The sequence below is a fragment of the Demequina sp. NBRC 110055 genome (assembly GCF_002090135.1).
GTDB lineage: Bacteria > Actinomycetota > Actinomycetes > Actinomycetales > Demequinaceae > Demequina.
Window position 1 is genome coordinate 98,127 of sequence record NZ_BBRL01000009.1, and the last position, 17,941, is coordinate 116,067.

Consider the following 17,941-nt stretch of genomic DNA (forward strand, 5'->3'; position numbering starts at 1 on the left):
GTTCAGCGCAGATTTATACGAAGAGCTGCGGACCTATTCCCAGATCTTGTTCCGCAAAGTAGATTGCCAGCGTCGTGGCGGTCACCGTGTCGATTTCTGCGGCCTTCGTTGCGCGCGTCAATCGGTAGTTCTCGCCAACATTCTTTGTAGAGACTCGCGGGAGCTGCGCGGCCATCAATGGATCCCCGGCATGGCGGAGCTTGCCCTGCATGGCGAGCGCGTAGGTTCGGCTGGCAGCACTGGTGAGATCCCCGAGGGTGCCGCGCCGGGCGTTCATGCCGCGCCCCTTGAGCTCTGTCATCAGCGTCCCAAGCGAGTAGCTGTCAGCGACCCACACGGCGTTCGCGTGACGGGCGGAGAGTTGAAGGCAGACTTCGCGTAGCTTCTCAAGGGTGGGCGATGCCACCGAGGCCACCACTTGAGTCTCTAGAGAGTCTCCGGACTTCCAGGCGGCGACGATGGATGCGTGAGACCACGTAGGCGTGCGGTCCAGTGCGAACGTGACACCCGTCTTAGGCGGGGTAATCTCACCCGCAAGCGGGAGCCATGTCGTCAGCGGTAGCCAGGTCGAATCCGTCGCCGTAAATCTGTTGAGTCGGTACCGAATGGCAGATCCGGGAGACTGTGCGCGTACGTCTTGGATCACGGTCGCTACGTCAATGCGACCGCATGCGATGGCGGGGTTAGCGGCCCGGAGGTACTCGGCAAGCCGGTCGTCATCGTCGGGGATCTCAGCAGCAGGAGCTTCCCAAATCCAGTGGCCAATCTTGTCTTCGCTGGCAAGCCGGTAGAGGTCTGTCAGTAGCTCGGAGTCGTCATCGCCGGCTGTGGTGATCCCGACTACGATGGCGTTCTTGCGCCCTCCCGTTCCGTTCTGAAGATCCGAGAACAAAGCGGGTCGTAGCAGGTGGACTTCATCCACTATGCCTACGGAGATCGGCAAACCCTGGAGAGCCGCCGACTTCGCGGCCTTGAGCTCCCAGCGGGCCCCAGACTTGTGCCGGATACCTCTCGTCTCGGTCAGCGCGGCGAACTGTCGGGCAAGTGCCGGATTGCGGTTAATGATCTGCTGCGCGCGGCGATAGACGATCCCCGCCTGCTCCGCTGACGAAGCAATGCCGATCACAAGAGCGCCCGGCTCGCGGAGCAATCCCCATAGGCCTAGCGCTGCGGCGATCTCTGATTTGCCGTTCTGCCTGCCGACAGACACGAGGGCCACTCTGTGGCGGAGGTTGCCCGTCGCCGGGTCGATCTCAAGGATCGCCCGGAGGAGGCCTACTTGCCAGGGGTCGAGGCAATAGCCGGAGGCAGCCCGCCAGGCGATGGCGAACGCCCGGGCATAGGGGTCAAACGCGCTTGGGAAGTCCGTAGAAAGTGGACGCGTCGCGCGGGTCGGGTCAGTGGCCTTCGGCATCGGCCAGGGCCTGGGCTAGCAGGTCATCCCCGGAGCCGTCCGCCTGAGGAGCCCGGGCTTGGAGGTTGCGGAACGTAAGCCCGAACTGGGCTACGACGGCAGTTCGGTCCTCGCCAGCGTCGAGAGCCGCCGCGAGCTTCTTGAGGGTGACCAGGGCGGGGAGATCGGCGTCCGTCAGCCACGGCGACGCGTCAATGAAGGCCCTTACCGCGCCCTTGTACGTAGAAACATTCTTCATGCCTCTATATCGCGTTTAGCGCGGATATTTGAGGCCCAGCGGTAAAGAAAAGCAGGTGGGGCGGGGTGCGGAGGGGTACTTTCTAAAAAGAATGGGGTGCAGCGGTGATGCTCAAGGCTGACAATTGAGGCAATAGCACTTGTGAATGAAGAACGAGGCTCGACCGCATGAGAGGCAGTGTCGGCGTGTGGCGGGGTGTCGATGGCGGCACGTATTGCATGTCGTGATCGGTACGCCCGTGGGAGTCGTGCTCACTCGAACCAGCCGGGGGCGCGATAGTCGAGGCGAATGGACTGGCGATCTGACTTGCGCCCATTGCAGGTGTTGCACAAGGTAGCGAGCTCATGGTCTTGAGCCTCGGCCTCGCCTCCATTGGCGACGGCGTGGATATGGTCAACGGTCAACACGTCGTCGGCCTCTGTTGCACCGCATGCCGTGCATTGGTAGCCATCCCTGGCCAGAACGCGCTTGCGCTGGCGTTGCCACCTGGCGGTCTTCAGATCCTTACGGTCATTGCTCATGCCGCTAGCCCGATGCGCTGGCGAATAGCGGCTATAGCGGCGCGGTCCTCGGGCTTGCGGAGGTCAATGTCCCCGTGGCGGAACCGGTAAGCGATAGCCGGGTCAATCGCGTCGAGGGCGTCGTCTACATGGTCAGGTAGCTCGGGGCCCTCGGTACGCACGTAGGGGACGGTCTCGACTGGAATTGACTTTGCTCTTCGTAGAAAGTCCAGAGCCCTCCACCGGCAGCGCTGTCGTGCGAAGTGCGCCCATGTGCCGGTGCCATCCCAGCACTTTGCGGCCTCCCAGAGGCCCCCGACAGCCGCGCTCTCCACGTCAGGGTCGGGGCTTACGGACCTAGCGACTTGTTGCGCCAGAGCGAGGTCATCGGGCGTGAGCTCCCTCACCCCTGGCAACCGCACTCGTGGAGACGATGATTCCTGAGGCTAGAGGGCCCTGCCGAGAGACCCGCCTCAACGAAGATCGTGAACAGGCGCGATGTGGGCCATGCCGGATCATCAAGGGCCTTGCGAATGCGGGCTTGCGTACCTGGGGCCTGAGTGGAGATCCACCGGGCGATGATGCAGGGCCTAGGGGCCCTCGCGGTCGGACCAGAGGCGAGCATGGAATCGAGACTCACAGCACACCCCCGAACGCGAAGAGGATGCCTACGGCGATGGCGGCGGCATGGAGTGCGATGACCTCTGAGCGGCCTATGGGGGTGTCTATGCGGAGCCGGTAGCCCCTGGCAAGTCGTTCCAACTTCTCGAATCTTCCTGTAGAGATCCCGGGGCCTCGACGGCCAGGAGATGGAGACCGGAGGCCCCGGGATCGTTCTTCATGAAGGAGAAGGGCAACACTTCTCCTTCACTATTACAATCGGCCACAATTTGGCAATTTAGGCCGATGTTGGAAGATTTCTTGGAGTTTTTTCAGTTATTTAGTTGCATTCCGTAGGAACTAGCTTGCGGGACTATTGGCCATCCCGCGCGGCGTCGTGCGTGAGGCGTAGGCTCACGCGGTCAGAGCCGTCGATCCGTGCTCGGTAGTCCATCCCGTGCGCCTCCTTCATGTGCGACTCGACTGCCTGGGCACGCGAGAGCCGCGCCGAGATCGCAGTCGAGGTCAATGGCGCAATGAGAAAAGAATCGAACTCATCGCAGGTCATTTGCTTTGTTGGGTTCATGTGTGAACTCCTTCCAATCAGGCGATTAGGGGATTTGAATCGGCATGACGGTCATGCCATGGCCAGCTCATCGAGGTCAGCGAGGAACGCCTCAACAGGCGGCGGCGCGCCGGGAGTGGCCTTCTGCGGCGTCGAGAAGGGCAAGGGGAGGGATTCAGCGACCCGAGGCTCGGCAGAGGCGGGAATTGCCGTCCACGCGCTTTCCTGCTCACGCTTGGCGTGGAGCTTGGCGACGAGGCGGCGATAGATGGCGATGGTCGCAGTCGAGACCCCGAGAATTGCGGCCTGCTCCCTCTTGGAGCGCCCGGCAACGGCGGCGCGGTCGAGATCCCACCACTGCATCTTTCGGAAGGCTTGGCCCGCCTTGCGCGCCGTGTGAGAGATGCGCCGAGCGTCCTGCGGAGACCAGAACTCAAGGGCGCTGGCGGCAGCCTCGTCGCAGAGCTCCTCCAGCCGCTCTGTCGTGCGATCCGCCTTCACCATGGGGTCGTCGTAGCGGCTCGTAAACGCACCGTTAGAGGCCCCTAGGGCGACGAAGTACAGAGTCAGGGCCAAGTCATCGGCGGCGGGCTTCCGTCCCGTCTCACGGGCCTCACGAGTGATCGTCCGGAGACCCTCGGAGGTGAGCCACGAGAGGACGTGGCGTCCATAGTCCACCCCGACGCGGCGCACATCACGCCCGTGCTCCTTGGACCAGACCCACTCGCGCTTGGGTTGCGGGAAAGGCTTTGGCCCGAGGGCCTTGAAGTTGAGGTAGTTCTTCGGGCGGGTCCGCTTAGCGGTCCCCGAGTTCATCGGCGTCATGTAGTTACCATCGTCCATATCAGTGCCGAAGTCCAATGGCAACTCGAAATTGCGAACTCACCTTGTCCGATTCACGCCTTTCGAACCTAGTCTGTACAAACTAGGCGTCATGCAATCGATCTACCAGGGGCGATGATCACGCATCGCCTCATGTTTCGAAAATGTTAAATTTTGAGTAGCTCTACTAGCTATTGCCGATCTGTGGCGGTACGACAAAGGCCCCTCCGGGAGCATGGATATGACGCCGACGCTCGACCGGAGGGGCCCGAGAAGGATGGAAGAGCCTTCTACACCTACTATCGTCCATGTGGACAGCGATGTCCAAAGGTTCGCGGAACTAATTCATACTCCCCCACTGGGGTAGTTCCTATACCCCCTAGGCCTTCTTCTCCGGGGCACGCTCGATTGAGTAGACCTGAGAGGCCCTCACCGAGTAGACGGGCCGCTTCTCAACGTCAACGAAGGTGATGAAGTCGTCTTTGACTGAAAAGTCCCTCGCGACGACTTCCTTGGTCGCATTCGTGCCGAATCGAACGATCCACTTGTACATACTTGCCTCCTCAGCTTTGGCGGGCCGAGTTGCCCGCACCATCACGCTATCTCTGGGGTGTGACATCGGCACCTAAGAACCCTTCGAGCCCCCACAGGGGTAGTTGTTATATACCCCCGTGGACGTAGAAGAACCCCCTCCCCGGGACCGTAGATCCAAGAAAGAGGGCTCCTCTATATCGACTGCATCACCGGATGAAGCCCGCCGACGCGAGCGCTGCGATCTCGCTGTCCCGCTGACCCGTCGCGGATTGGTACCTCATCGCCGCTTGGACCGACTTATGGCCACCACGAGCCATGATCTCTCTGAGCGATGCTCCGGTGTGCGCGATGTGGGTTAGGGACACATGGCGGATGTCGTGGAAGTGGAAGTTCTCCAGGCCCGCCGCTTCGCACCCCTTGACCCATCCGGCGCGGAGCTCTGCGTACTTCACTCGCCCGCCACGCGGCCCAGTGAACATGGGAGCGTCCATGTCCATCGCTCGGCCCCTGAGGTGTGCGTCCAAGGCATCGCGGCCCTGCTGAAGCAATGTCACCCGCTTGGTCTCGCCATTCTTTGGAGTCGTAAGCCCCGCCTGCTTAGAGACGGCCCTAGAGACCGTCAGAACGCCCGTTTCCGGGTCAAAGTCTCCACGATTAAGGCCGAGTAACTCACCGGCCCGTAGGTGCCCGGAAAACGCGACGATGAGCATTGTCGCCATCTGGTCCGTGCAGTATCCGTAGACCTTCTGAAAGTCCGGCACGCCCCAGACCGGGCGCGGTTCGCTTGGATCCTTGAGCGCGCCTCTGACCAGGCACGGGTTCGATGCGAGGTAGCCCCATCGGACGGCGGTGTTCATGTAGTTGTTGAGCAGGCTGTAGGCGTGGTGCTTGCTCACGGGCTTGTCCTTGCGACTCCCCCACCACTTTTCGACTTCGTACGGGGTGACGTCCTTGAGCTTCATCGTCCCGAATACGGGCAGCAGCTCCCTGTTGAGCAAAGAGCGATGCGCTGTGACGGTCGAGGCCTTGAGCGTGCGCTCCTTGTGCCCGAAAACGTCCCAGGCAAACTCACCGAAAGCGACATCCGCCTTGCGGTCATCAATCCAGCGAGACTGCTCGATCTCTGCCTCTTTGAGGATGAGCTCCTTCTGAGCCTCTTTGACGGTGGCATACGACCCGAGGGTGCGCCGCGTGCCGTCAGGGGCCTTATAGCGGGCCTGAAAGCGCCCTGAGGGCAGCTTACGAATGCCCTCGGGAAGCGTGGTCTTTGATGTGGACATGCTTGTCTCCTATGCGGTCTCCGCCGCACCCCGTGGGGCACGGATGGGGCACGCGTGCGTGCCCCACGGCTCCGCAAGGACTGATCCCTACTAAGCATGTCCTGGTAAATAGGCTATTTCCCAGAGTCGGGGTGACAGGATTTGAACCTGCGACCCTCTGCTCCCAAAGCAGATGCGCTACCAAGCTGCGCTACACCCCGTTGCCCGTGCGGGCCTGCCTACTCTAGTACGCGCGGCGCTACGCTCGCCTCATGCTGACGTTCGCGCTCATCCTCGCGGCCCTCGCCGCCGCGCTCCACGTCTACATCTTCTGGATGGAGGCGTTCGCGTGGGAGACGCCGCGAGTACGCGCCACGTTCCGCACCTCAGAGTCAGAGGCGGCCACCACCAAGGTCATGGCCTACAACCAGGGCTTCTACAACCTGTTTCTGGCCGTCGTGACGATCGTGGGCGTGGTCATGCTGGCCGCGGACGGAGCGTCGGCGGGCTGGCTCCTGGTCGTCGCGGGTGCAGGATCGATGCTCGCCGCGGCGATCGTGTTGGTCGCGAAGGACCGGTCGTATGCGCGGGCCGCGGCGACGCAGGGAACACTGCCACTGCTGGCGCTCGCCACCCTGGCGATCGCGCTCACGTAAGCCGAACGCGCCCACTCACCGCGCGGGTTACCGCGAAGCCCCAGGACTCGGCTACTCTAGGTGCGCCGGTTCGCCGGTAGTGCGGGTGTAGCTCAATGGTAGAGCCTCAGTCTTCCAAACTGATTACGCGGGTTCGATTCCCGTCACCCGCTCCATACATACCGCCTGGTAGACGCCCAGATTCACCCTCTGAGCGCACCGCCTGAGCGGGCCATATTCGGGCCATCGTGGAACAACGTGGAAGTAGGCCCCTGCGATGGCCCCGAACTCAACCCCCGACCCCACCCCTCGCGACACGCGCGAGGCCCTCGAAACCGACGCGACACGCCGAGAGCGCGACACAGCCGGACACGCGCTCTATCTCGCCCTGCACCCGACCCGCTCGCCCGCCTGGCCCACCTGGGACCGCCTGACCGAGAGTGAGCGCGAGGACCACCGCTGCGCCGCCTGGGCAGCCGTGACCGCCGTGAGGGCCGACGCATGAGCCCCCGACGCAAGCCCCAGGCCCGGCGCGACTTTGGTGCCATCGAGTCCCTGCCCTCGGGTAGGTGGCGGGCGCGCTATACCGGTCCCGATAAGCGCCAGCGCACCGCGCCGGTGACGTTCGCAACCAAGGGCGAGGCTGACCGATGGCTGACCACGGTGCGAGCCGACATGCTGCGCGGCCTATGGACCCCGCCCGAGGCCGCGAACATCACGCTAGGCGAGTACGTCGCCTCATGGCTGACCGGTCGAGCCCCGCAGCTGCGACCACGCACCCGTGACCTCTACGCCCGCACCGCCGAGCGTTGGCTACTCGCCCCCGTGGGCGAGGGCCGCTCAGTCGTCCACCTGTCCCCCGTGCCGCTGCGCGCCATCACCCCGCCCCTGGTGCGTGAATGGCATGCCGCCGTGCGCGAGGCCGCCCACGCCTCGGCAGCGGCCCGCAAGGCCCGCACCGACCGCACCCATCCCGCTCGAGCATGGGCACGCGAGCAAGGCATGAGCGTGGCCCCGACCGGACGCCTGTCCCCGACCGTGCTGGCCGCCTGGCAGGCCGCAGGCTCGCCTGAGACCGTCACCCTCGCCCCGGCCAGCGATGACGCCGGATCGACCGCCACCGCGCAGGCCTACCGGCTCTTGCATGCCGTCATGGCCCAAGCAGTCGGAGACGGGCTCTTGACCACCTCACCGGTGCGAATCCCCAAGGCCGGGCACGTCGATCACGCCGAACGCATGCCCCTGGCCCCTGGTGAGGTGAACGCGCTGGCCGATGCCGTGGCACCGCACTACCGCGCCGCGATCCTGCTAGCCGCCCTCGGGGGCCTGCGCCCCGGCGAGACGTTCGCCCTGACCCGCGCCGACCTCAACACCCACGACAGCACCGTGACCGTTCGCCGCACCCTGACCGAGATACCCGGCCAACCCGTCACGTTCGGACCACCCAAGACCGCAGCGGGGCGGCGCACCGTCGTCCTACCCCAAGTCGTCACCGATGCCCTGATCATTCACCTGACGACCTACACGCGCGCCGCACCCGACGCGCTCGTGTTCACCACCACCACCGGCGGCCCCGTGACCGCGCCCGCGCGCACCCGAGCCCTCCGCACCGCCCGCCAGCACCTCGGCAGGCCGGACCTGACCTGGCACCACCTACGCCACACCGGCGCAACCCTGGCCGCCCAAGCAGGCGGCACCACCGCCGAACTCATGCACCGCATCGGCCACACCTCGACCCGAGCCGCAGCCATCTACCAACACGCCACCCCCGCACGAGACCGCGAACTCGCCCAACGCCTCAACACCCTCGCCACGGGCTGAGTTCCAACTACTGAAGGTCCACGCGCGCCGCCCGTTCGAACTCGACCCGCAAGTCATAAAGGTCCCGGCTCGTGCTCACGCCTGACGAGAACTTGACCATGCCCACCCGCAGTTGACGAGCAGCCTCGCGCACCTTCGGGCCACCAACCAACTCGATGGCGTCCGTCGCTCCCATGACTGCGAGGATTGCGTCGCTGACCTCGCGAGGCCTCTCCACCTCGCCGCCACTTATATCTAGGCCCTCTTCGTGGCCCGCCCTGTAGACCGCCGATTCGAACACACTGAGTGTGGTCAGGACCGCCTGGTAAGCGTCACGCCGGTCGATGTACAGACGATCAGCCGCCCTAGCACTTGCGTCCTGACGCCCACGCACCAGAGAAACCAACGCCTGTAGCAAAACGCCCGCGAGTGCCGCGCCAGCAGCCACTAACGCGATTTGCAGGTCACCGCTCACCCTTCCGCGCCCGTCTCCTCTGCGTACTCGATAGCCGCTGCGAGGTCCCTGGCGAACGCGCGCGCCGACTCCAGACCATGAAGCTGCACCAACTCGCCACCGTGGCAGCCGTAGAACAGTTGGTCCACCTCGATGCCCTCGGGGCCGATGGTCTCGACTCGCGCAGTCCACCAGCGGCCAAAGTGCTTGTCATGCGTTGTTAGTGCCGCAACCGCGTTCGCGGCCTCTCGCTCGGCCATCGTGGCCCCCTCACCGGCGCACGGTGCGCCTGGCGCTCACCATAGCCGCCGCTCGCATTCTGGGCAGCATTTCCGCGTTTCGTGGAACAACGTGGAATAGCGGGGGCCGTTTTATGCGGTCTCACGCGGCCTCACGCTGAAACGACTGTTAGCATTACCCCAGGTAACTAGTGGATGGCCCCTGGTAACCAAGGTGACGAAATAGCCCCATATTGATGCCTTCCAAACTGATTACGCGGGTTCGATTCCCGTCACCCGCTCCGCGCGCGAAAGCCCGGGTCTCCTCCAGGGGACCCGGGCTTTCGACGTTCTCGGCCTGCAGAGGCACGCGGGGAGCCCTCTGGTGCCCGGTTTCGCGCGGAAGCGTGCACGAGACGACTCCTGGGGCGCGCGGCGACGATATCGGCGCCGGCAGCGCAGCCGAACTACACCGACGCGGCCGTCAGCGCCTCCACCTCGTCGTCAGCCAGCGTCAGGGACAGCGCCCCGACCAGCGGCTCGAGCTGCGAGACGTTGCGAGCCGACGCGATCGGCGCCACGACCGTCGGCTGCACCGCTAGCCACGCGAGCGCGACGGACGCGACGGGGACGCCGTGTCCCGACGCCACCTCGTCGAGCACCGCCAGGACCCGGCGCCCACGGTCATCGAGGTAGGCCGACGCGGCGCCCGCACGCGGGCTCTCCACCGAAGCACCGTCACGGTACTTGCCCGTCAGGAACCCCTTCGCGAGCGCCCAGTACGGCAGCGCACCGAGCCCGTGACGCTGAGCCGCGGCCCGAAGCTCGGACTCGTAGCCGCGCTCCACCAGGTTGTAGTGGGGCTGCAGCGCGACGGGACGGTGCAGGCCTTCGGCAGCCACCGCCTCCATCCACTCGTCGATGCGCGCGGCGGAGAAGTTCGAGATGCCGATCTCGCGCACCAGGCCGTCGTCCACCAGCTCGGAGAAGGCCGCGGCGGTCTCCGCGATCGGCTCGTCGTGGTCGAAGTGGGCGTAGTACAGGTCGATGTGGTCGGTTCCCAGCCGCTTGAGGGAAGCCTCCGCCGCGGTCCGAATCGTCGACGCCGACAGCCCGCGGAAGTCCTGGTGCTCGCTGACCTTGGTGGCGATGAGCACGTCGTCGCGGCGCCCGGTCGCGGCGAGCCACTGCCCGATCATCTCCTCGGATTCCCCGCCGCGGTGCCCGGGCGCCCACGCCGAGTAGACGTCGGCCGTATCGATGAGCCGCCCGCCGGCATCGGCGAAACCGCTGAGCACTGCAAACGAATCATCGCGGTCGGCGGTCCAACCGAACACGTTGCCGCCAAGCGCGAGCGGCGCGCCGGCGAGGTCGAGACTTCCGAGGGTGGGGGCGGTGTGAGTATTCACGGTCATGTCATCGACAACGGCCGATGCCACGGCCGGCATTCCGTGAACCGTCAACCACACCCGTGGTCGGGATCCGTCACATGAACAGTGCGAGAATCATCCCCGACAGCGCCAAGGCCACGGTGTCGTGCAAGGTGTCGAGCAACGTCACGCCCGGGTGGCGCGCCGCGAAGCCGTTATGCAACGCATGGGCGCCGCCCCTGAACACCACGCCGATGACCGCGCCAAACGTGAGCCCTGCGGCCCAGCCGTCGACGCCCAAACCCACCATGAGCATGGCCAGCACGATGATGCCCAGCACGTTGGCGAGGAACGTGCCGCCAAACGCCACGCCCATGTTGGCGTTCTCGACATCCGAGTCCTCGATCTTGCCCAGCCTCTTCCACACCGGAAACACGCCGGCGGGCGAGTAGTAGAACCACCCGAACGCGAACGTCACGACGAACGCCACGAGCACGCCCCACCACGGAATGCCGTCGAACGAGAACCACTCCATCACGAGCCCACTTTCTCTGCAGCGACGGCGATGTCGTCGAGGTCCTCGACGAGCGCCTTCCGCGTGGCCTTCATGGCAGCCTTGCCGAATAGCGCCATCATGACACGCTGCCCCATGCCGGGGTCCTCCGTCTCGGCACCAAACGTGACGACGAGCTCCGTACCCATCTCGGTCGGGGTGAGGCGGAACACCGTCGTATACAGCGCTCCCCCGGCCCGCGACTGAACGGTGTAGGAGCGCGGCTCGTCGATGTCGCTGACCCACATCGTCTCGGCCTCGTCCCGGCCGAACATGCGGCGCGTCTCCTTCCACCGCGTGCCCACCGAGAAACCGTCGCCCTCCAGGCGCTCCACGGCGACGATGTTGCGCATGACCTCGGGTGCGGAATCGAGGTCGGTGACGACGCTCCAGACCCCCTCCGGCGTGGCATTGATGTCCTTCGTGACCTCGACCCACTCGTCGCTCACGCGTACCTCCCTCGTGCGGCGACGCCGCTGTCGCCTGAGCCCACGATATCGCGCTGTCTTGCCGCAACCGCCGCATCGGCGCTAGCCTGGCCGCACACGCCCTCGGAGGAGACTCACCATGAGCAACGGCAGCCGCGTCGCCACGACGCAGGTCACTGCCGCCCCGATGTGCCCCCAGCCCTCGAGCATGTGCTGCCGCATGTGCTGCGAGGGCTGCTGTCTGTAGAGCGTTGGCTCTCGGCCCCTGGGCCCACCCGCACGCCGCCAGCGCTCGCCCTGAACCGGAATCGAGTCTCGACTCGCCGCGTTCCCCCTCCGTGCCGCCCACCAGGGCAAACGACTACTCCCAGCAAGCCACCATCACAAGGAAGAGAGACATGGCCAAGATCTACGAGGACGCCACGGCGCTCATCGGCAACACCCCGCTCGTGAAGATCAACTCGCTCACCGAGGGCGTCGACGCCACGGTGCTCGGCAAGCTTGAGTTCTACAACCCCGCCAATTCGGTCAAGGACCGCCTGGGTGTCGCCATCGTCGACGCCGCGGAGGCCTCGGGCGAGCTCAAGGCCGGCGGCACCATCGTCGAGGCCACCTCGGGCAACACCGGCATCGCTCTCGCGATGGTGGGTGCCGCGCGCGGCTACAACGTGGTCCTCGCGATGCCGGAGACCATGTCGAAGGAGCGCCGCGCGCTGCTGCGTGCGTTCGGCGCGGAGCTGGTCCTCACCCCCGGCCCCGAGGGCATGAAGGGCGCCGTCGAGGCCGCGAACAAGATCGCCGAGGAGCGCCCCGGCTCAGTCCTGGCCCGCCAGTTCGCCAACGAGGCCAACCCCGAGATCCACCGCAAGACCACCGCGGAGGAGATCTGGGCCGACACCGACGGCGAGGTCGACATCGTCGTCGCCGGCATCGGCACTGGCGGCACCATCACCGGTGTGGGCGAGGTCCTCAAGGCCAAGAAGCCCGAGGTGCAGATCATCGCGGTCGAGCCCAAGGAGTCGCCCATCCTCAACGGCGGCCAGCCCGGCCCGCACAAGATCCAGGGCATCGGCGCCAACTTCGTGCCCGAGGTCCTCAACACCGAGATCTACGACGAGGTCATCGACGTCGACTCGGAGACCGCTATCGCCACCGCCCGTGCGGCTGCCCGCAAGGAGGGCCTGCTCGTCGGCATCTCGTCCGGCGCCGCCCTCCACGCCGCCATCGAGGTCGCGAAGCGTCCCGAGAACGCCGGCAAGACCATCGTGACGATCATCCCGTCGTTCGGTGAGCGCTACCTCTCGTCGGTGCTGTACGCCGACCTCATGGACTAAGGAGTCCCCCGTCCCCATGACTGACCGCATCGGCCCCCTTCGACTCGCACTCGAGGACGTCAAGACGGCGCTGGTCCGCGACCCCGCGGCCCGTTCCGCCCTCGTCATCGCGCTGTCGTATCAGGGCGTCCACGCGGTGTGGCACCACCGCATCGCACACTGGCTGTGGACTCATGGCCTGAGGACGTACGGCCGGTTGTGGTCTCAGTACGCCAGGCGTCGCACCGGGATCGAGATTCACCCCGGTGCGACGCTGGGACGCCGCCTGTTCATCGATCACGGCATGGGCGTCGTCATCGGCGAGACGGCCGTGGTCGGCAACGACGTGTTGCTCTTCCACGGCGTCACGCTCGGCGGCACCACCATGAGCCCCGGCAAGCGTCACCCCACGGTCGGCGACCGCGTGGTCGTGGGCGCGGGCGCGAAGGTGCTTGGTCCGGTGCACATCGGCTGTGATGCCCGCATCGGCGCCAACGCGGTGGTGGTGAAGGACGTGCCGGACGGCGCCACCGCCGTGGGCATCCCCGCGAAGATTCGCGAGCACCCGAGCGAGCGTGAGGCGGGCACCGCCGCATCATCCATCGACGCCGGCGATTCGCACATTCACCCCGATCCGGACGCGGCTCCCGGCTACGTCGAGCAGCGCGAACCGGCGATGTATTACATCTGACGACACGCGGGCGTCGAGTTCGTCACGAACCAGGGTAAATGGGCTGGCACACGGCCACTGTGCCCGCTACTGTGGCGAATGGAGCCACCGCTCCAGCACGTATGGCGCGATCCCTCAGCCGCGCCAACGACGACGGGCCCCTCACCGATCAGGTGAGGGGCCCGTTGTCGTACGAGTGATGCGCTAGGACGCGAAGGCGCGCAGCATCCAGGCCGTCTCCTCGTGGAAGTCCAGCCGCGCGTTGTACAGGTCAGCGGTGGCGCCGTCGCCCGCCTCGTCGGCGGCCTCGGACAGCGGCCGGATCGCGGCCGCCACCGCCTCATGGTCGCGCTGGAGGTTCTTGACCATCGTCATCGCGTCATCCGTGGGCTCATGGTCCTTCAACGTGGTGAGCTCGAGCATCTCGCCCATCGACCCGGGAGCCTTCTCCCCGAGTGCTCGCATCCGCTCGGCGAGGTCGTCAGACGCTGCGAAGAGCGCCTGATACTGCTCCTCAAGCATGAGGTGCAGGGACCTGAAGTGGGGTCCGGTCACGTTCCAGTGGTAGCCGTGAGTCTTGAGATACAGCGTGAAGGTGTCTGCCAGCGTCTGTGCCAGACCCGCGTTGATCGCCTTGAGATCCTTTTCCTCAATACCGATCGCCGGCGTGTGCTCCGTAGCCATGGTGAGGTCTCCTCTCGTGAGCCGGTGCTATCACCGCACATAACCATGGAGCCACATCCACCATTCCCTCGCCCAGCGACGGGAATGGTCGATGCACGGGTACGGTTTTGTGGATATGAGCACCTTTGGCATCGAGCCCGTCGCGTTCGACGGATCCGAGACCTGTCCGGCCCCCGTCGCCTCTCACCTTCCCGACGACGACGCGCTCGTCGCGGCGCTGTCTCAGGCGCGCACGGTCGCGGTGGTGGGTGCCTCGCCCAACGACCACCGCACCTCGTATGCCATTGCGGTGTGGCTGATGGAGCACACGCCGTACGAGGTGTTCCTCGTCAACCCCGTCGCGGTGGGCGAGGAGATTCGCGGCCACGCGTTCTACGCGGACCTCGCGGACCTCCCCGTCAAGCCCGACATCGTCGACGTGTTCCGGCGCGCCGAGCACGTCGGACCGGTCGCCCAGGCCGCCGTCGAGGCCGAGGCTGACCTGCTGTGGCTCCAACTCGGGATCGTCAACGACGCGGCCGCCGCCGTCGCCGCAGAGGCGGGCCTCACCGTGGTGCAAAACCACTGCCTGAAGGTCGAGTACGAGCGCCTGCGCACCCCCATCGAGGAGGCCATGGCGGGCTGACACGCCGCCGGTCTCGCCGCGCTCGGGACGTGGTGCGAGAATCCCGGTATGACCCTCGCCGACGGCTACCGCCTCATCTCCACCGACGCTTCCCGCGCACGCGACGTGCTTCACGTGACCTCGTTCGCGTTCGCGTTCACGGTGCCCCAGAAGGACGCCGACTTCATCACCCGGGTTTACCCTTTCGGCGCCGGGCGAGCCGTCGAGGTGGCCGATGCCTCACGGGGCACCATCGGCACCCTCGCCGCGGCGCACACGTCGTTCCGCTTCCGCCTCGCCGTGCCGGGCGGGCACTCGCTCGCCACGTCGGGGCTGTCCTGGGTGTCGGTGCATCCCGGCCACCGTCGCCGCGGCCTACTGACGGCGATGATCGCGGATCACTTTGCGAACTCCCGCGCCCGCGGCGAGGCGATCAGCGCCCTGTACGCGTCTGAGACACAGATCTACCAGCGCTTCGGCTACGGGCTCGCCGCGCGCACCGCCATGATCGAACTCTCGCGCGGCGCGAAACTGCGCGACAGTGCCGGCGCGGATGAGCTCATCGTCGAGATCGACTCGGCCTCCTACGAGCGCCACGCCTCGGTGCTCCAGGAGGTGCAATCCGCGATGACCCGGCCCGGAAGCATCGTGGACTTCGAGGAGGTCACGGTCGCGGAGGCGTTCCTCGATATCGAGGCCGATCGCGACGGCGCAGACGAGCTGCGCATCGTGATCGTGCGCGACGGCGACAGCCCGCTCGCGTGGGCGCTGCTCAATCGCAAGGCGAACTGGGACCTCCACTCCCCCGACGGCAAGGTGCAGGTGCGCGCGTGGGGCTCGGCCGCGCCGCATGCCACGGCGCGCCTGATGCGCGTGCTCGTCGACTTCGACCTCATGTCCAAGACCGCCCTCTCCCGCATCGCACTCGACGACGAGACGCTTCACCTCCTGGTCGATCCCCGCGGCGCCCGCGCGTCAATCGAGGACAACCTGTGGGTGCGCATCCTGGATGTGGCCAGCGCACTCGAGGGCCGCGGCTACGCCGCCGACTGCGACGTCACGGTCGCGATCCAGGACACCCAGTTGCCCGACAACGCCGGGACCTGGCGCATCAGCGTCACGGGCGGCGAGGCGACGGTGACCCGTACCGACGACGACGCGGACCTCGCGATGAGCATTCAAGAACTCGGCGCGGCCTACCTGGGCGGCACCTCGATCGCCACTCTCACACGCGCTGGCCTGGTGAGGGAGCACCGCGACGGCGCGGCCAGCGAGCTCTCGCGTGCCATGCTGTCCGACCTCGCCCCCGCCTGCAATATCGGGTTCTGACGACGTCACCCCGCCACGGCATCGGCCGCATTCCCCGAAGAGAAGAACACCTCACGATTTCTTTACTGAACCAAAACCTGAAAAGGTAGAAGCATGAAGAAGGCAGAGGGTTACCAGTCCATCTCCGTCCCCGAGGACCGACTCGACGAGTTCTTCCAGGTCGTGCAGTGGGCCTTCGTGGGCGAATGGCTCATCGAGGACCGCCAGGACTACGTCGATGCGTTGCCCACCGAGCGCGCCCGCGCGCTGCAGGTGACGGACGACCGTCGCGGCGAGCTGGGCGAGATCGCGGCCGTGCACGCGAGCTTTGGCACCGAGATGGTCACGCCAGGTGGCCGGCGCGTCCCCACTGCGGGTCTGTCGTGGCTCGGCGTTCACCCCGCCCACCGCCGCCGCGGCCTCATGACCGCGATGATGCACGACCACTTCGCGCGGTGCATTGAGCGCGGCGAGGCCGTGAGCGCGCTATATGCGATGGAGGCCGAGATCTACTCGCGCTTCGGCTACGGCATGGCGTCGCAGACCGTCAAGGCGTCCATCCCGCGCGGCTCCAAGATGTGGCCCGTCGAGGGCGCCGACGACCTCACGGTGCGCCTCGAGCGCGCCGACTTCGACAAGCACGACGAGCTGGTGTCGGACCTTCAGGCGAAGCTGACCCGGCCCGCGACGATCATCAACCCGGTCGGCTCGGGCCGCAACGCCCGCTTCACCGACCCGGTGGGCAACCGTCACGGCTACGAGAAGTGGCGCATCTGCATCGTCGAGGACCGCGGCGAGCCGGTCGCGTACGCGTTCTTCCGCCGCAAGCCCGACTCAGAGCTGGGCATCCACGACGGCGTGTGCCAGGTGCGCGAGCATGGCTCGCTGAACGCCGCGGCCTCGCAGCGCCTGTGGGCCACGCTGACCGACTTCGACCTCGTCGGCACCACCAACACCGAGAACCTCGCGACCGATGACCCGCTGCTGTACCAGCTGAAGGACTCGCGCGGCATCCGTTCCAAGGTCATCGACAACCTGTGGGTGCGCCTGCTGGACGTCGAGACCGCGCTCGAGTCGCGCGAGTACTTCCACGACTGCTCGGTGACGTTCGCGCTCACCGACAAGCACGTGCCGGACAACGCGGGCGTGTGGCGCATCGTGGTCTCGGGCGCGGACGCGACCGTCACGAAGCTCTCAGATAACCCGCACGGTGAGGCGGACCTGTCGATGGATGCCCGCCACCTGTCGACGATCTACCTGGGCGGCACCTCCGTCGAGGCGCTCGCCGCCGCGGGCCAGATCCACGAGCACACGCCCGGCCAGGCGCGCGAGCTCGCGGTGGCCATGATGTCGCCCGTGGCGCCGCTCACCAACTGGGACTTCTAGGCGCCAACCCGCTCGCGTGCGTACTGGCGGGACATGAGGGTCGCAGACCCGCGTTTTTCGACCCTCATGTCCCGTGGGGACTCGAACCCGGGCGCTAGGACTAGCGCTGCGTCTCGTACGCCATCATCTCGTCGATGCGGCGCTGGTGACGGGCGTCCTCGCTGAAGGGCTCGTGGACGAAGGCGTCGGCGATCGCGGTGGCCTCGTCGAGCGAGTGCATGCGCGCGCCGATGGAGCCGATCTGGGCGTCGTTGTGCTGGCGCGCCAGGCGCGCGGTCTCCTCGGACCAGATCAGGGCGGCGCGGATGCCGGGCACGCGGTTCGCCGCGAGCTGCTCGCCGTTGCCGGAGCCACCGATGACGATGCCGAGGTCGGAACCCGAGGCCGCCACGGCCTCTCCCGCCGCGATGCAGAACGACGGGTAGTCGTCGAGGGCGTCGTACTCGTGGGCGCCGTGATCGACGACCTCGTAGCCCCCGTCGGCGAAGTGCTTCTTGAGGTGTTCCTTGAGCTCGTATCCGGCGTGGTCCGCGGCGATGTGGATGCGCATGCGCCCATCATGCCGTACGGGCCACGCCGAGAGCGA

At 66.2% G+C, this 17,941-nt stretch carries 21 protein-coding genes and 2 tRNA genes; 9 read left to right on the top strand and 14 right to left on the bottom strand.

Annotation, left to right across the window (positions count from 1 at the left end):
- Positions 1-13: 13 nt before the first annotated feature.
- The 7 genes from B7K24_RS10655 to B7K24_RS10690 form a co-directional block, all read right to left on the bottom strand.
- On the bottom strand, positions 14-1,414 hold the full coding sequence (locus tag B7K24_RS10655; RefSeq protein ID WP_084130318.1) for a terminase large subunit domain-containing protein: 1,401 nt from the start codon (positions 1,412-1,414) through the stop codon (positions 14-16).
- On the bottom strand, positions 1,398-1,652 hold the full coding sequence (locus B7K24_RS10660) for a hypothetical protein (RefSeq protein ID WP_084130319.1): 255 nt from the start codon (positions 1,650-1,652) through the stop codon (positions 1,398-1,400). The genes B7K24_RS10655 and B7K24_RS10660 overlap by 17 nt, the downstream gene beginning before the upstream one ends.
- Positions 1,653-1,903: 251 nt before the next feature.
- Positions 1,904-2,173, bottom strand: coding sequence for an HNH endonuclease (locus B7K24_RS10665; RefSeq protein WP_084130320.1), 270 nt, complete (start codon positions 2,171-2,173; stop codon positions 1,904-1,906).
- Positions 2,174-3,389: 1,216 nt separating this feature from the next.
- On the bottom strand, positions 3,390-4,142 hold the full coding sequence (locus B7K24_RS10680) for a hypothetical protein (protein ID WP_144268258.1): 753 nt from the start codon (positions 4,140-4,142) through the stop codon (positions 3,390-3,392).
- Between the two features lie 376 nt (positions 4,143-4,518).
- A complete protein-coding gene (locus B7K24_RS13480; RefSeq protein ID WP_159449226.1) occupies positions 4,519-4,692 on the bottom strand; it encodes a hypothetical protein in 174 nt (57 codons plus the stop codon).
- Between the two features lie 187 nt (positions 4,693-4,879).
- Complete coding sequence (locus tag B7K24_RS10685) at positions 4,880-5,953, bottom strand: tyrosine-type recombinase/integrase (protein ID WP_084130324.1); 1,074 nt, start codon at positions 5,951-5,953, stop codon at positions 4,880-4,882.
- 126 nt (positions 5,954-6,079) lie between these two features.
- A tRNA-Pro gene (locus tag B7K24_RS10690) sits at positions 6,080-6,153 on the bottom strand.
- Positions 6,154-6,204: 51 nt separating this feature from the next.
- On the opposite strand from B7K24_RS10690, the gene B7K24_RS10695 reads away from it, so the two are divergent.
- The 4 genes from B7K24_RS10695 (at position 6,205) to B7K24_RS10710 (ending at position 8,388) form a co-directional block, all read left to right on the top strand.
- On the top strand, positions 6,205-6,588 hold the full coding sequence (locus B7K24_RS10695; protein ID WP_084130325.1) for a DUF1304 domain-containing protein: 384 nt from the start codon (positions 6,205-6,207) through the stop codon (positions 6,586-6,588).
- An 81-nt stretch (positions 6,589-6,669) separates the two neighbouring features.
- A tRNA-Gly gene (locus B7K24_RS10700) sits at positions 6,670-6,743 on the top strand.
- Positions 6,744-6,844: 101 nt separating this feature from the next.
- Entirely contained in the window at positions 6,845-7,072 is a 228-nt protein-coding gene (locus B7K24_RS10705) for a hypothetical protein (protein WP_084130326.1), read from the top strand.
- Entirely contained in the window at positions 7,069-8,388 is a 1,320-nt protein-coding gene (locus B7K24_RS10710; RefSeq protein ID WP_084130327.1) for a site-specific integrase, read from the top strand. The genes B7K24_RS10705 and B7K24_RS10710 overlap by 4 nt, the downstream gene beginning before the upstream one ends.
- A gap of 7 nt (positions 8,389-8,395) precedes the next feature.
- Here the strand turns inward: B7K24_RS10710 and B7K24_RS10715 are convergent, their stop codons facing one another.
- The 5 genes from B7K24_RS10715 to B7K24_RS10735 form a co-directional block, all read right to left on the bottom strand.
- Positions 8,396-8,842: a hypothetical protein gene (locus B7K24_RS10715; protein WP_084130328.1), complete on the bottom strand. Its 447-nt coding sequence runs from the start codon at positions 8,840-8,842 to the stop codon at positions 8,396-8,398.
- Positions 8,839-9,081: a hypothetical protein gene (locus tag B7K24_RS10720; RefSeq protein WP_084130329.1), complete on the bottom strand. Its 243-nt coding sequence runs from the start codon at positions 9,079-9,081 to the stop codon at positions 8,839-8,841. The genes B7K24_RS10715 and B7K24_RS10720 overlap by 4 nt, the downstream gene beginning before the upstream one ends.
- A 425-nt stretch (positions 9,082-9,506) precedes the next feature.
- Entirely contained in the window at positions 9,507-10,454 is a 948-nt protein-coding gene (locus B7K24_RS10725) for an aldo/keto reductase (RefSeq protein ID WP_084130422.1), read from the bottom strand.
- Between the two features lie 70 nt (positions 10,455-10,524).
- The gene (locus B7K24_RS10730; protein ID WP_084130330.1) at positions 10,525-10,944 is read right to left on the bottom strand and encodes a DUF1761 domain-containing protein; all 420 of its coding nucleotides are present in this window, start codon (positions 10,942-10,944) and stop codon (positions 10,525-10,527) included.
- A complete protein-coding gene (locus B7K24_RS10735; RefSeq protein ID WP_084130331.1) occupies positions 10,944-11,411 on the bottom strand; it encodes an SRPBCC family protein in 468 nt (155 codons plus the stop codon). The genes B7K24_RS10730 and B7K24_RS10735 overlap by 1 nt, the downstream gene beginning before the upstream one ends.
- A 377-nt stretch (positions 11,412-11,788) precedes the next feature.
- Here B7K24_RS10735 and cysK point away from each other — a divergent pair, with 377 nt between their 5' ends.
- Together cysK and cysE are read left to right on the top strand one after the other, a co-directional pair.
- The gene (gene cysK / locus B7K24_RS10740) at positions 11,789-12,724 is read left to right on the top strand and encodes a cysteine synthase A (RefSeq protein ID WP_084130332.1); all 936 of its coding nucleotides are present in this window, start codon (positions 11,789-11,791) and stop codon (positions 12,722-12,724) included.
- 16 nt (positions 12,725-12,740) lie between these two features.
- Positions 12,741-13,394, top strand: a complete 654-nt coding sequence (gene cysE / locus B7K24_RS10745; protein WP_084130333.1) for a serine O-acetyltransferase — start codon at positions 12,741-12,743, stop codon at positions 13,392-13,394.
- 183 nt (positions 13,395-13,577) lie between these two features.
- Here the strand turns inward: cysE and B7K24_RS10750 are convergent, their stop codons facing one another.
- Complete coding sequence (locus B7K24_RS10750) at positions 13,578-14,057, bottom strand: Dps family protein (protein ID WP_084130334.1); 480 nt, start codon at positions 14,055-14,057, stop codon at positions 13,578-13,580.
- A 115-nt stretch (positions 14,058-14,172) separates the two neighbouring features.
- Between B7K24_RS10750 and B7K24_RS10755 the strand changes: the two genes are divergently transcribed.
- The 3 genes from B7K24_RS10755 (at position 14,173) to eis (ending at position 17,355) form a co-directional block, all read left to right on the top strand.
- The gene (locus B7K24_RS10755; protein ID WP_084130335.1) at positions 14,173-14,682 is read left to right on the top strand and encodes a CoA-binding protein; all 510 of its coding nucleotides are present in this window, start codon (positions 14,173-14,175) and stop codon (positions 14,680-14,682) included.
- 48 nt (positions 14,683-14,730) lie between these two features.
- Positions 14,731-15,990 (top strand): GNAT family N-acetyltransferase, encoded by a 1,260-nt coding sequence (locus B7K24_RS10760; RefSeq protein ID WP_084130336.1) that lies wholly within the window; start codon positions 14,731-14,733, stop codon positions 15,988-15,990.
- Between the two features lie 93 nt (positions 15,991-16,083).
- The gene (gene eis, locus B7K24_RS10765; protein WP_084130337.1) at positions 16,084-17,355 is read left to right on the top strand and encodes an enhanced intracellular survival protein Eis; all 1,272 of its coding nucleotides are present in this window, start codon (positions 16,084-16,086) and stop codon (positions 17,353-17,355) included.
- A gap of 100 nt (positions 17,356-17,455) precedes the next feature.
- Here the strand turns inward: eis and B7K24_RS10770 are convergent, their stop codons facing one another.
- Complete coding sequence (locus tag B7K24_RS10770) at positions 17,456-17,905, bottom strand: ribose-5-phosphate isomerase (RefSeq protein ID WP_084130338.1); 450 nt, start codon at positions 17,903-17,905, stop codon at positions 17,456-17,458.
- Positions 17,906-17,941: the final 36 nt, after the last annotated feature.

Excerpts from the sequence above, each read along its gene's own strand:
- B7K24_RS10655 (WP_084130318.1), bottom strand. The coding sequence starts at position 1,414 with ATGCCGAAGGCCACTGACCCGACCCGCGCGACGCGTCCACTTTCTACG.
- B7K24_RS10660 (WP_084130319.1), bottom strand. The coding sequence starts at position 1,652 with ATGAAGAATGTTTCTACGTACAAGGGCGCGGTAAGGGCCTTCATTGAC.
- B7K24_RS10665 (WP_084130320.1), bottom strand. The coding sequence starts at position 2,173 with ATGAGCAATGACCGTAAGGATCTGAAGACCGCCAGGTGGCAACGCCAG.
- B7K24_RS10680 (WP_144268258.1), bottom strand. The coding sequence starts at position 4,142 with ATGACGCCGATGAACTCGGGGACCGCTAAGCGGACCCGCCCGAAGAAC.
- B7K24_RS13480 (WP_159449226.1), bottom strand. The coding sequence starts at position 4,692 with ATGTACAAGTGGATCGTTCGATTCGGCACGAATGCGACCAAGGAAGTC.
- B7K24_RS10685 (WP_084130324.1), bottom strand. The coding sequence starts at position 5,953 with ATGTCCACATCAAAGACCACGCTTCCCGAGGGCATTCGTAAGCTGCCC.
- B7K24_RS10695 (WP_084130325.1), top strand. The coding sequence starts at position 6,205 with ATGCTGACGTTCGCGCTCATCCTCGCGGCCCTCGCCGCCGCGCTCCAC.
- B7K24_RS10705 (WP_084130326.1), top strand. The coding sequence starts at position 6,845 with ATGGCCCCGAACTCAACCCCCGACCCCACCCCTCGCGACACGCGCGAG.
- B7K24_RS10710 (WP_084130327.1), top strand. The coding sequence starts at position 7,069 with ATGAGCCCCCGACGCAAGCCCCAGGCCCGGCGCGACTTTGGTGCCATC.
- B7K24_RS10720 (WP_084130329.1), bottom strand. The coding sequence starts at position 9,081 with ATGGCCGAGCGAGAGGCCGCGAACGCGGTTGCGGCACTAACAACGCAT.
- B7K24_RS10725 (WP_084130422.1), bottom strand. The coding sequence starts at position 10,454 with ATGACCGTGAATACTCACACCGCCCCCACCCTCGGAAGTCTCGACCTC.
- B7K24_RS10730 (WP_084130330.1), bottom strand. The coding sequence starts at position 10,944 with ATGGAGTGGTTCTCGTTCGACGGCATTCCGTGGTGGGGCGTGCTCGTG.
- cysK (WP_084130332.1), top strand. The coding sequence starts at position 11,789 with ATGGCCAAGATCTACGAGGACGCCACGGCGCTCATCGGCAACACCCCG.
- cysE (WP_084130333.1), top strand. The coding sequence starts at position 12,741 with ATGACTGACCGCATCGGCCCCCTTCGACTCGCACTCGAGGACGTCAAG.
- B7K24_RS10750 (WP_084130334.1), bottom strand. The coding sequence starts at position 14,057 with ATGGCTACGGAGCACACGCCGGCGATCGGTATTGAGGAAAAGGATCTC.
- B7K24_RS10755 (WP_084130335.1), top strand. The coding sequence starts at position 14,173 with ATGAGCACCTTTGGCATCGAGCCCGTCGCGTTCGACGGATCCGAGACC.
- B7K24_RS10760 (WP_084130336.1), top strand. The coding sequence starts at position 14,731 with ATGACCCTCGCCGACGGCTACCGCCTCATCTCCACCGACGCTTCCCGC.
- eis (WP_084130337.1), top strand. The coding sequence starts at position 16,084 with ATGAAGAAGGCAGAGGGTTACCAGTCCATCTCCGTCCCCGAGGACCGA.
- B7K24_RS10770 (WP_084130338.1), bottom strand. The coding sequence starts at position 17,905 with ATGCGCATCCACATCGCCGCGGACCACGCCGGATACGAGCTCAAGGAA.